At 50.4% G+C, this 12,090-nt stretch carries 9 protein-coding genes and 1 pseudogene; 7 read left to right on the forward strand and 3 right to left on the reverse strand.

Features of this window, described 5'->3' with window-relative positions:
* A pseudogene (locus IQ219_RS09255) lies at positions 1-224 on the reverse strand (MBL fold metallo-hydrolase); the annotation flags it as partial.
* A gap of 70 nt (positions 225-294) precedes the next feature.
* Positions 295-417 (reverse strand): hypothetical protein, encoded by a 123-nt coding sequence (locus IQ219_RS20385; RefSeq protein ID WP_255512817.1) that lies wholly within the window; start codon positions 415-417, stop codon positions 295-297.
* A 255-nt stretch (positions 418-672) separates the two neighbouring features.
* On the opposite strand from IQ219_RS20385, the gene IQ219_RS09260 reads away from it, so the two are divergent.
* Genes IQ219_RS09260 through IQ219_RS09270 form a run of 3 tightly spaced genes read left to right on the forward strand, consistent with a single transcriptional unit; the run spans position 673 to position 3,842 of the window.
* Complete coding sequence (locus IQ219_RS09260; RefSeq protein ID WP_194072410.1) at positions 673-1,938, forward strand: ABC transporter substrate-binding protein; 1,266 nt, start codon at positions 673-675, stop codon at positions 1,936-1,938.
* A 45-nt stretch (positions 1,939-1,983) separates the two neighbouring features.
* On the forward strand, positions 1,984-2,955 hold the full coding sequence (locus IQ219_RS09265; protein WP_194072411.1) for a carbohydrate ABC transporter permease: 972 nt from the start codon (positions 1,984-1,986) through the stop codon (positions 2,953-2,955).
* A complete protein-coding gene (locus tag IQ219_RS09270; protein WP_194072412.1) occupies positions 2,955-3,842 on the forward strand; it encodes a carbohydrate ABC transporter permease in 888 nt (295 codons plus the stop codon). The genes IQ219_RS09265 and IQ219_RS09270 overlap by 1 nt, the downstream gene beginning before the upstream one ends.
* Here the strand turns inward: IQ219_RS09270 and IQ219_RS09275 are convergent.
* Entirely contained in the window at positions 3,839-4,672 is an 834-nt protein-coding gene (locus tag IQ219_RS09275; protein WP_338116518.1) for a phytoene/squalene synthase family protein, read from the reverse strand. The genes IQ219_RS09270 and IQ219_RS09275 overlap by 4 nt on opposite strands.
* Before the next feature lie 285 nt (positions 4,673-4,957).
* Between IQ219_RS09275 and IQ219_RS09280 the strand changes: the two genes are divergently transcribed.
* The 4 genes from IQ219_RS09280 to hemE all read left to right on the forward strand — a co-directional run bounded on the left by IQ219_RS09280 (position 4,958) and on the right by hemE (position 11,920).
* Complete coding sequence (locus IQ219_RS09280; RefSeq protein WP_194072413.1) at positions 4,958-6,067, forward strand: cell wall metabolism sensor histidine kinase WalK; 1,110 nt, start codon at positions 4,958-4,960, stop codon at positions 6,065-6,067.
* A gap of 122 nt (positions 6,068-6,189) precedes the next feature.
* Positions 6,190-8,676 (forward strand): transglycosylase SLT domain-containing protein, encoded by a 2,487-nt coding sequence (locus tag IQ219_RS09285; RefSeq protein ID WP_228016858.1) that lies wholly within the window; start codon positions 6,190-6,192, stop codon positions 8,674-8,676.
* Positions 8,677-8,917: 241 nt separating this feature from the next.
* Positions 8,918-10,759 (forward strand): DUF5942 domain-containing protein, encoded by a 1,842-nt coding sequence (locus IQ219_RS09290; protein ID WP_194072414.1) that lies wholly within the window; start codon positions 8,918-8,920, stop codon positions 10,757-10,759.
* A 108-nt stretch (positions 10,760-10,867) separates the two neighbouring features.
* Entirely contained in the window at positions 10,868-11,920 is a 1,053-nt protein-coding gene (gene hemE, locus IQ219_RS09295) for a uroporphyrinogen decarboxylase (RefSeq protein WP_194018533.1), read from the forward strand.
* The last annotated feature ends 170 nt before the right edge of the window (positions 11,921-12,090 follow it).

Genomic DNA, 12,090 nt, shown 5'->3' on the forward strand with positions numbered 1-12,090 from the left:
CCCAGGGCATGGTCTCCGTGGGCATGGCTGCAAAAAACCAGTTCCACCGTCCCCGGATCCGCCGTCAGCAATGGCGTTAAATCTTCTAAACCACAATCGAGCAGAATTCTGTAGGGCCCCAGATGTAATCCCAGACAAACCCCCCCATCCCGGTGACCCACTCCATAGGGAAGAAAAGATATATTGGCAAAGGCCTTGCCCTGGGTCGGCACGGAAAAAGTCATGGAAGCTTGGCGATCGGCCCTGGGGGCAAAGCAAAATCAGTCAAAATAACGGCGGAAGTCTGGTGGAAGACTAATGGGCCGAACCATTGCCGTCATATTTATCCGTGTCGTAATAGCCATTCTTAGTGCCGAAAAATAGACAAGCCAGGGTGAACAAGGCTGTTAGACCAATCAAAATTAATTTGACATCCATAGAATTATGTCGGAAACAAAGCAAACGTCGCCCCCATCGTAACTCGTTTCCCCTAGGGGGAGCAGAATTTTCCGGCCATTTCTTTCCCAGACCAGAGCAATGGGATTTTGAACGCCCCTAACAACGGACAAATTAGTTAAAGAGATCTATCTAATTTGACCCATACCAGTTTTCAAGGCATGGTATAGGTGGAACTTTCCCACACCAAAGATATTGACTGCATCGATATTGAGTTGTTGCTTTACGGTTTTTGCGATGAAATTTTTTAAAATCACTACTCTGATAATTAGCCTGATTGTTCTCACCAGTTGCCAGGGGCCGGGGCTTAATGGAGACGGAGACAAGAAACAGGTGACTATTCTTGGGGTGATGATTGGCGAACAACAGGAAAAAATTGAACAAGCCCTGGCACCCTTTACCGAAGCCACTGGCATTGAAGTGGTTTACGAAGGCACCGACACCTTTGCCACCACCTTACCCATCCGGGTGGATTCCGGTCGGGCCCCAGATTTAGCCATGTTTCCCCAACCGGGATTGATGGCGGATTTTGCCAGGGAAGGGAAATTAGTTCCCCTAGGAGAAATTCTTACCCCGGAGGAAATGGCGGAAGCCTATGACCAGGCTTGGTTAGATTTAGCGGCGGTGGATGGCACCGTTTATGGGGCATGGTACCGAGCTTCGGTAAAAAGTTTGGTTTGGTTCAATCCCCAGCAATTTGCCGTCCACGGTTATGAAGTTCCCGGCACTTGGGAGGAAATGATGGCCATGAGCCAACGCATTGTTGACGAGGGAAAAACTCCTTGGTGTCTAGGCATTGGAAGTGGAGATGCTACCGGTTGGGTGGGTACTGATTGGGTAGAGGATATTATGTTGCGCACCGCTAGCCCGGCCACCTATGACCAGTGGGTGAGTCATCAAATCCCCTTCAACGCTCCTGTGGTGCAAAATGCGCTCAACGTCTTTGGGGAAATTGCCCAAAATGAAAAGATGATTTACGGCGGTAAGGTGGGGGCCATGAGCACCCCCTTTGGGGACTCCATTTTAGGATTATTTACCGATCCTCCCCATTGCTATCTGCACCGCCAGGGCAATTTTATTACCGCTTTTTTACCTCCCGACCTCAACCCGGAAGAAGTGGATGTGTTCCCCTTACCCCCCATTGATCCAGCCTATGGATTGCCCATTTTGGTGGGAGGGGATATTTTTGCCATGTTTAACGACACACCGGAAGCTAGACAATTGATGGCCTATTTGGCTAGTCCCCAGCCCCATGAAGTGGCGGCAACGTTGGGAGCTTATATTTCCCCCCACAAAAATATTGATCTCAACCTCTATCCCGATCGCCTGACCCGTAAACAGGCAGAAATTTTGGGCAATGCGGAGGTGATTCGTTTTGATGCTTCCGATATGATGCCAGGGGCGGTGGGCACGGGGACGTTTTGGTCTGGCATGGTGGACTACATTGGCGGCACCGACGGTACTCAAGTTTTAAACACCATTGAAAGGAGTTGGCCCCGTTAGCGGCCGTAGTTATCCCAATGTCGTTATTTGGAGGAAAAGAGAAATTTGTTTTATCGCATTGTTAATGTTCTGTTGGCGATCGCCATTGGTTGTGGCGGCGTAATCGGTTTATTCTACCTGGCTAACTATGCTATTAATGCCTTACCCAAACCCTGGAATAAAAGGATATTGCCTTGGGTTTATGTGACCCCAGCTTTACTATTTTTGTCGGCCTACTTAGTTTTGCCTACCCTAGAGACCCTTTACCTAAGTTTTTTTGACGGGCGCTCCAAGAATTTTGTCGGACTAGAAAATTACGTTTTTGCCTTCACCGATCACACCATGTTGGTGGCATTTCGCAATAACTTACTGTGGTTAGTACTAGTTACAGGCATCAGCGTTAGTTTAGGGCTAATTATTGCCGTCCTGGTGGATAAAGTCCGCTATGAGGCGATCGCCAAATCGATCATTTTTTTACCCATGGCCATTTCCTTTGTGGGGGCCAGCGTCATCTGGAAATTTGTCTATGCTTATAGGCCAGCGGGGACTGAACAGATAGGCCTGCTCAATGCTATTGTGACCAGCTTAGGTTTTGCCCCAGTGGGATGGCTAGTGGAGCGGTCGGTGAACAATTTTGCCCTCATTGCCATTATGATTTGGCTCTACACCGGCTTTTGTATGGTTATTTTATCGGCGGCGGTAAAGGGCATTCCCGACGATGTCATTGAAGCGGCCAGGATTGATGGGGCTAATAGTTGGCAAATTTTTTGGCGCATTACCATCCCTATGATCCGCTCTACCCTGCTAGTGGTTAGTACTACCATGGTGATTTTAGTGTTGAAAGTGTTTGACATTGTTTTTGTCATGACCGGCGGAAACCAAGGCACTGAAGTAATTGCCAGCTTGATGATTAAGGAAATGTTTAATTATCGTAACTTTGGCCGGGGAAGTACCATTGCGGTCATTTTATTGTTGTTAATTGTGCCGGTAATGATCACCAATGTTCGTCGTTTTAAAGCTCAGGAGAAATTACGTTAATGACTAAAGAAAACCAGAGGATGAATAAAACCAATCAACCATCAGAATTTTGGCAAAAACTTCCCATTCACATCACTATTCTCACCATTGCTTTCATCTGGACATTGCCCAGTTTGGGTCTATTTATTAGCTCCCTGCGGCCCCGGGCAAATATGCTCAGCACCGGTTGGTGGACAGTGTTTTTGCACCCCCTAGAGGTGACCCAATTTTATCTTGGTAACTACAGTGACGTGCTTCGATCCTCCGGCATGGGGGAAGCTTTTTTAAACAGTCTGACCATTGCTGTGCCCGCCACGGTGATTCCCATCGCCATCGCTACCTTTGCCGCCTATGCCTTTGCTTGGATGACCTTCCCTGGGCGACAATTGCTATTTATTTTGGTGGTCTGTCTCCTGGTGGTACCTTTACAAACCACCCTCATTCCCGTTTTAAGGGTCTATGCCCAATTGGGCTTAGCGGGCACCTTCCTCGGAGTTTGGCTAGCCCACACCGCCTATGGTTTACCCCTGGGCATTTACCTGTTACGCAATTACATTGGCGCCCTCCCCAAAGACCTAATTGAAGCGGCTGCGGTGGACGGTGCTTCCCATCTAAAAATTTTTACCAAGTTAATTGTGCCCCTCTCCATGCCGGCGATCGCCTCCTTTGCCGTGTTTCAATTCCTCTGGGTCTGGAACGATTTATTGGTTGCCTTGATTTACTTGGGCGGCACGGCCGATGTTGCCCCGGTTACCATCCAACTGAGTAATTTAGTCGGCTCCAGGGGGCAGGATTGGTACTTGTTAACCGCTGGGGCTTTCATCAGTATGATTGTGCCCCTGATGGTCTTTTTTGGTCTGCAACGGTACTTTGTGCGGGGCATTCTGGCGGGATCGGTTAAATCCTAGCTGGCAATAACCCGATTGACCAGAGCCATCACGTCACTGCGGCTGAGCTTTTCCTTACCCAGGGCCAACACATCCAAGGTGCCATAGGCCAGGGTGAGGGGGATTTTACAGAAATTGAGGGCTGGGCCATGGGGCAAAGATTTGGTGTATTGGTCCGCCAAGGCCAAATTGTAACGGGCATACTTATGCATATCCGCCAGTTCCCAACCCTGGGGAAAAAAGCTTACCCCCCGGCGCTGGTCTTCCTTGTAGTTGCGGACAATGTTTACCGCCTGGAGCCCCCGACCAAAACCAATGGCATGGGAGCGATTCGTTTGGGTGCCATCGTGCCAAGCCCACAGATCGGACAACAGCAGACCCACCGCCCCCGCTACACTAAAAGTGTATTGGTCTAACTCGTTTTCAGTTTTGATTTGCCAGTTGTGGATTGCCCAAAAAGCCATCCGGTCCGACATGGCCGCCGTGGCATCCCACACTCTGGGGGCAATGCTTTCGGGGGCCAGCAGGGCCCATTCTCCCACCCTTAACGTCACCTCGGGTAGGAGGTTGCGGTAGGGGTCTAAGCCCCGGATAAAATCGTCGCTGTGGGAATTTTCCGTTGCACTCTGGAGATTGAGACTAATCTGATTGAGAATTCTCGCTTTGGTCTCAGCATCGAGGTCGGGATGGTCTTCCACTTCATCGATCGCCCGCATACAAAGGTAGGCAGAGGCCACTGCATCGAGAAGCTGATCAGGCAAAATGCTAATGGGAATGTAGAATGTCCGACTGGTTTCTTGCAAAACCTTAAGGGCATTACGACGTAGGCTCATGCGATCAACTCCTGACACCAAAAATTTAAGCGGACTCTCAACTTACCTATTCAGGTCTGCAATGCTAGGCAATAGGTTCCAGCGGGGATGGGGGAAGTTTTCAGTCATCCCATAACCCCCCAGACTCTACTATCTTTGCCCCTCGATGCCTCAACCTGGATAAATTGAGCAAAACAATCACCCCATTCTATTACGGCTTTGCTGGTGTGCTACAGACAAATTGGGGCCAGGGGGAGGGAGTCATTGCTTTTCTTGAATGATCCCCAGTTTTGGTCAATTCTTAACCCCGCCCACCTTAATCCTATGGCTAAACTCAGTCTTGGTTCCCGTCTTTTCCTGTCCCATATGTTAGTGATGCTAGTAGGGTTGGGCAGTTTTGTTTCCCTGGCGAAAATATCTTCCCCCCGCATGTTTATTCTGCGCTTGGAAGAGTTGGAAAGTCAGGGATTTATCACTGTTCGTTCTGCCAAAACCTATTTGATCCGAGGTTTTGAAACTGCCTGGAACCGCAGTTCCCTCTGGGCGATTATTTTTGGGGCCAGTGCCGCTGGAGGACTTAGCTTTTTGGCCGCCGACCGCATTATGCAACCCCTCGATCGCCTGAAATTAGCTACGAAAAATTTGGCTGAGGGAGATTTGCAAAGCCGCATGCCCCCCAGCGATATTCCGGAATTGGAACAGTTGGGGGAGAGTTTTAATCGCATGGCGGACAGTTTGGCCGATGTGGAACAACAACGGCGGGAATTGGTGAGTGACCTGACCCACGAATTACGTTCCCCTTTGACGGTGGTGCGGGGTTATTTGGAACAATTGGCGGAGGGCACCATTGCCGGAGATCCGGAACTTTACCAGCGATTGGTGGGGGAAACTAGGAGATTGGAACGGCTGACAGTGGATTTGCAGGAATTGTCCAAAGTAGAGGCGGGCTATTTATCCATCCAACGGCAACCCCTCGACCTTTATCCTCTGTTGGTCAAATTACAACAACGGTTTGCAGACCAGCTCTTGGAGGAAGGGCCAGAGTTAATCCTTGCCGCCCCTTCCCCCTTGCCGCCAGTGTTGGCCGACCCAGACCGCACTGAGCAAATTTTGGTCAATTTAATTGGGAATGCGGTGCGTTATACCCCCAGCGGTGCCATTACCATTGATGCTCACCTTGGTAATGATCAAGAAAAGAACAATCTACTCTGGGTAACCGTCACCGATACGGGCATTGGCATTGCGGCGGGGGATTTGCCCTATGTGTTTGAGCGGTTTTGGCGGGCTGATAAATCCCGTTCCCGTTATTCTGGTGGCACAGGTTTGGGACTGGCGATCGCCAAACGGTTGGTGGAGTTACAGGGGGGCAATTTACTAGTAAGGAGCACCCTGGGCCACGGCAGTGAATTTAGCTTTTCCTTACCATTGGTATAAGGACTGATGACTGATGGGAAAATGCTTGTAATACTTCCGGTCAGACCGATCCCCGCCTACCTTCCCCAGTTAAACCCAGGCAAAGATAAGGTAGAGTTGTGGTTTGGCATTACTCCAACATTATGCACAAGAAATCAAAGGCCCAATTGCAGGATTATCTCAAGGATTTAACCGCAATGGGGGACGCTTCGTCAGAGCAGATGGAGCCTAACCAGGATGGCCACCAGGGGGAAACAACGGAGACCAGTAGTCCCGCCCCAAAGAAAAGGTTGTCTTTGCCCAATCTATCTCCCCCGGCGATCGCCAGTCCTAATGGAGCATCGGGGTTAGATAACGTCCCCTCCCAGGGTCTTAGTGACCAGAACAATATGATTGCCCTGCCGGTGGATGACAATGGCCAATCTCCGGCGGAGGAAGACCAGACCCGAGGAAATTTTCGGAGTAAGCGCTGGCTCTGGTTGGGAGGCATATTGGTGCTGTTGGTGGGGGGCACGGCCCTAACTTTGCCCAGGGCTCTGGAAATGGTGAACGGCTGGCGACAGGAAGCCCAACTCAAAGCCTACGAGCAGGAACAACATCAAGATTCCGAAGTGCTAAGGCTGGCTCTGTTAACCCCAGAGCAACGGCGGGGTAGGTTAGAGGCGATCGCCAATCAGCAAGAACTGTCTTTAGAAAGGAGTAGGGCTCGGTTTTTGTTAGCAGGGGATTTGCTGGCCAAGTTTGAGGGAGGCCCTGCCATCCGGGTTTTGGACGGATTGGAAGTGCAATATCCAGTGTTAGCGCCCTATATTTTGCTGATGCGGGGCCGGGGCTATCAATTAAGTAACGAAAATGACCAGGCAGAAGCTACCTGGCAAAGCATTTTAGACCAATATCCCGATTCCCCCGTGGTGGTCAATGCCCTGGAAAATTTGGGTAGTTTGGATCAAGCCTATTGGCAACAGGCGATCGCCGACCATCCGGGCCATCCCCGCACCCTCGCTATTCTCCACCAGCAGTTAGAAAGTGAACCTAATTCTCTGGAAATCCAACGGCAAATTTTGCAAAATCATCCCACCGATGGCCGCACCGCCGCTGTGATTAATTCCCTCCAAGCCAACCACCAAGAACATTTAACCCCCGAAGATTGGCAGGCCATAGGAGAAAATTTTTGGTATCGTCGCATCTATAACCAGGCGATCGCCCCCTACCAAAAGGCCCCCAGCAATGCCCGCAATCTTTACCGTTTAGCCAGGGCCCAACAAATTAGCAAGCTGGACAAGGAAGCCCAAGAAAATTACCGCCAATTAATTGCCACCTACCCGGACAGTCCGGAAACGGCCCTAGCCTTACGACGTTTGGCGGAATTAGTTCCTCCCAAGGAAGGGGTGCAATATCTACAGCAGTTAGAGCAACAATTTCCTGACCAAGGGGCCTCTGCCCTGGCCGCCAAGATAGATCTGCTGGCGAAATTTGATGCTAACCAAGCCCAACAGGCCCGGCAAACCCTACTGCAAAAGTATCCCAACTCCGATGCCGCTGCTAATTACCGTTGGCGCCAGGCCCAGGAGTTTGCCAAAGCCGGTAATTACACCGAAGCTTGGCGCTGGGCTAAGGAAATTGCCAACCAAAATCCCCAGAGTGACGTTACCCCCAAAGCCATTTTTTGGATCGGTAAATGGGCCCAGCAACTAGGGCGATCGGCCGATTCTAAGGCCGCTTTTGAAACAGTCCTGGCTAAATATCCCCAGTCCTACTACGCTTGGCGATCGGCGGTGTTACTGGGCTGGCAGGTGGGGGACTTTAACTCCGTGCGTTTTCTCAATCCCCCGGTGACGGTGCCGGACCAACGGCCCTTACCCCCTGCTGGTTCCCCCACTTTTCGGGAGTTATATCGTCTGGCCCAAGACCAAGAGGCGATCGAATTATTTGACGCAGAAATTCGAGCTAGGGCAGAAGGGGAAGCCACACCGGAGCTAACGGTCAATGAAGGCTTTACAGAAGCCCTGCTTAAATTGACCCAACAGGAATATTTGCAGGGCATCAACCAAGTGTTAAATTTGCGCAATCCCGAGGACCCGGAACAGAGAAAACAATGGGAAGAACTACGGAGCACTAGGGATTATTGGCAAACCCTCTTTCCCTTTCCCTACCAAAAGTTAATTTTTGAGTGGTCGGAAAAACGCCAAGTGAATCCCTTTTTGGTCACGGCGTTAATTCGCCAGGAATCCCGATTTGAAAAGGATATCCAGTCTCCCGTGGGCGCAACGGGGTTAATGCAAGTGATGCCTGCCACAGCAGAATGGATTGCCCCCCAAATTGGTTTGCAGGAATATTCCCTCACCGATCCCACCGATAACGTCAATATGGGCACCTGGTATTTTGACCACACCCATAAAACCTATAACAATAATTCGGCCCTGGCAGTGGCCAGCTACAATGCGGGGCCGGGCAATGTGGCCAAATGGTTACAGGAATTTAATAACGCTGATCCTGACCTCTTTGTGGAGCGCATTCCCTTTGCAGAAACTAAGGGTTATGTGGAGGCAGTGTTTGGCAATTACTGGAATTATTTGCGCATTTATGACCCCGATGTGGAGAAACTGATGGGGCAGGTGGGAAAGAGTTAATCCCGCTTTTACTTAGCTCAGATTTTTGGAATCAGCAATCTTCGGCAAGTTCAATCCTCCCGGCGTTAGATTGGAGGTCTTAATGGGAGTCTTCTTTGGCAACTCCAAGATCATCAATCTCCCTTGTTCGTCCATTAGAATTGCAATTAGTCAGGCACTCGGGCAAAGTTTTGTCTATCTCTATAAGATGTGATTTGCCGATTTCCGCCCGGGAAAATGGGCCCCATTCCCCGCATTTATTATGATCAAACGCTTTTTCCTCACCATTCTGTTCTTTGCCGGTCTGTGGTTTGCCCTCAACCTCTATCTCCAACACCATGGTTTGGCCCACCGCGGCAATTACGATAGCTTGATCATTAATTTTAAAAATGATATTCCCACTCAAACCCTAACGGCGGATATTCAAGCCATCGATGAGAAGCTGGAAAAGACGGTGGATTTTAACAGTATTTTTTCCATTAAAAATTATGTTTACACCGTTAAGGGCGATGGGGAAGATTTAAAACGTCTGCGCCGATCGCCTTTGACCAAGGAAGTAGACTACATCGAACCCAACTATATCTATCAAGCCCTGGAAGTTCCCAACGATCCTGAATACAGCAAGCAATGGAATCTCCGGGCGATCGCCATGGAATCGGCCTGGGATCAGAGTAAGGGAGAAGGGGTCACCGTAGCGGTGATTGACACCGGGGTCACCAGGGTACCGGATTTACGACAAACCCAATTTGTTAGTGGCTACAATTTTGTAGATGACAACCGGGACACCACGGACTACAACGGCCATGGCACCCATGTGGCGGGAACCATTGCCCAAGCCACTAATAATGAGTACGGCGTCGCAGGTGTTGCGCCCAAAGCCAAAATTATGCCCCTGAAAGTATTGGGGGATAACGGCGGCGGTACGGTGGCGGACATTGCCGAAGCGATTATGTATGCGGCGGATAACGGAGCCACCGTGATTAACATGAGCTTGGGGGGCGGTGGTGAAAGCAAGACCCTGGCCGATGCCATTGACTACGCCTACAGCAAAGGGGTGGTAATCATTGCGGCGGCCGGTAATGAAGGACAAAATGCAGCGGCCTACCCCGGTCGTTACCCCAAGGTGATTAGTGTGGCGGCCACCGATGCCACCGGTAACAAAGCCGAATATTCTAACTATGGGGCTGGGGTGGACATTGCGGCCCCTGGGGGGAGCACCGACGGCAAAGATGGCAAAATCCTCCAGGAAACCATTGACCCCGATACCAGGGAACCGGTGCTTATGGGTATGCAGGGCACTAGCATGGCCGCTCCCCATGTGGCTGGCACGGCGGCACTGATCCAATCCGTCCAACTACAACAGGCCAAAGTGGGTTTATCTTCTGGGGCTGCCGATCGCCTGACGGTGGCAGAGGTATCGGAACCAGAGGCGGTGTTAAAAATTCTCAAAGCCTCCGCCCGTTCTGTGCCCAACGATAGTCTGAACTACTACGGTGCCGGCCATGTCAACGCCGGGGAAGCGGTCAAACAGGCCCAACAGGGACAAATTTCTTTCCGGGATTTCATGCGCTGGTTACGGGACAACGGTTACCTCAATCCCATTTTTTGGTTTGACGGCGGGGCTGTGGCATTTTTGCCCAAACTAGCCATGGTGTTGGGTTCCTATCTGTTGGTATTCCTATTGCGGATTTATCTACCGTTGCAATTTACCTGGCCCTTCAACTGGGGATTAATTTTTGGCAGCTCGGGGCTATTCTTCCTGCAAGGTCTATACATTTTTGACTTGCCCCAATGGCCTTTCCGAGCCATGGGCAGTGCCCTGCCGGAGTTGGGCAACAGTCTTCCTGGGACTGGTTTATTAAATCCATTTTTTGCCAGTGCGCTCATTCCCATTGGCTTGTTGTTGCTATTGCTGGGCAGTCCCAGTGGCAAACAGTGGTCTTTGGGGGTTTGTTTTGGGGTAACTGTCTTTTTATTAACCGCCGCTTTCCTTGGTACTCCCCTATGGTTAATCGGCACCGGCACCACGGCGATCGCCTTTTTGGTGGTTAACGCCCTAATTTGCCTGGGACTTGGTTCTTTGGCTGCCAAGGGAGAACATTAACGGATGGGAGCAGAAAAAATCCCCCCATCGCCAAGGATTAGAGGCAGCGGGGGAAATGATAAGCTAGCAAAGGCTTGATTTTACAAAGAATTTTTATTAGGAGTAATAATGACAGAAGCAAATGATTTGCCCTACCTTCTGCGGGTAGCCAGGGGCGAAGTAGTTAAGCGTCCGCCTGTGTGGATGATGCGCCAGGCTGGCCGTTATATGAAAGTTTATCGAGATCTGCGGGATAAATATCCAAGCTTCCGGGAGCGGTCAGAAAATCCAGACTTGGCCATCGAAATCTCCCTCCAGCCCTGGCGAGCCTTCCAACCCGATGGGGTGATCATGTTTTCCGACATTCTAACCCCTCTGCCTGGCATTGGCATTCCCTTTGACATTGTGGAAAGTAAAGGGCCCATTATTGACCCTCCCATCCGCACCCAAGCCCAGGTAGATCAACTCCATCCCCTAGATCCTGAATCCAGCCTGCCCTTCATCAAAACCATACTAGGGACTTTACGGCAGGAAGTGGGCAACCAATCCACCGTGTTGGGTTTTGTCGGTGCTCCCTGGACCCTCGCGGCCTACGCCATTGAAGGCAAAAGCTCTAAAGATTACAAAGTAATTAAGCAAATGGCCTTTTCTGAACCGGCCATTCTTCACAGCTTCCTCGATAAAATTGCCGAGGCGATCGCCGTTTATGTTCGTTACCAAATCGACTGCGGTGCCCAACTGGTGCAATTATTCGATTCCTGGGCTGGTCAACTAAGCCCCCAAGACTACGACACCTTTGCCCTGCCCTATCAGCAAAAAGTAGTCAAGCTGGTTAAGGAAACCCACCCCGATACACCGCTAATTCTTTACATCAGCGGCAGTGCCGGCATTCTGGAACGCATGGGTAAATCCGGGGTGGACATTGTCAGTGTGGACTGGACTGTGGACATGGCCGACGCCCGCCAACGCCTGGGTCAAGCCATGAAAGTACAGGGCAATATGGACCCCGGTGTCTTGTTTGGTTCCCAAGACTTTATCAAAGAACGGATTTTAGATACTGTGCGCAAAGCAGGCCAGGGGGGGCATATTTTCAACCTCGGCCATGGTGTTTTGGTGGGTACCCCAGAGGATAATGTCCGCTTCTTCTTTGAAACGGCTAAGCAAGTGGACCAATTGCTGTAATGACAATTGGTTATTGATATTTGTTTAGTGGTTTCAATGCTACTTCGCTAAATTAATGCCAGCAACAGATCAAAAAATATCCCCCCTAGCTCCCCTTGATGAGGGGACAAGCCCATAGGCGGGGGGATCAAGATTATTCATCATTTGATCTGTCTCTTATACACTTCTCC

Origin of the sequence: Synechocystis sp. LEGE 06083, assembly GCF_015207725.1 — a bacterium.
GTDB classification, from domain to species: domain Bacteria; phylum Cyanobacteriota; class Cyanobacteriia; order Cyanobacteriales; family Microcystaceae; genus Synechocystis; species Synechocystis salina.

Coding starts and splice junctions, on each gene's coding strand:
- IQ219_RS20385 (WP_255512817.1), bottom strand. CDS start 417: ATGGATGTCAAATTAATTTTGATTGGTCTAACAGCCTTGTTCACCCTG.
- IQ219_RS09260 (WP_194072410.1), top strand. CDS start 673: ATGAAATTTTTTAAAATCACTACTCTGATAATTAGCCTGATTGTTCTC.
- IQ219_RS09270 (WP_194072412.1), top strand. CDS start 2,955: ATGACTAAAGAAAACCAGAGGATGAATAAAACCAATCAACCATCAGAA.
- IQ219_RS09280 (WP_194072413.1), top strand. CDS start 4,958: ATGGCTAAACTCAGTCTTGGTTCCCGTCTTTTCCTGTCCCATATGTTA.
- IQ219_RS09285 (WP_228016858.1), top strand. CDS start 6,190: ATGCACAAGAAATCAAAGGCCCAATTGCAGGATTATCTCAAGGATTTA.
- IQ219_RS09290 (WP_194072414.1), top strand. CDS start 8,918: ATGATCAAACGCTTTTTCCTCACCATTCTGTTCTTTGCCGGTCTGTGG.
- hemE (WP_194018533.1), top strand. CDS start 10,868: ATGACAGAAGCAAATGATTTGCCCTACCTTCTGCGGGTAGCCAGGGGC.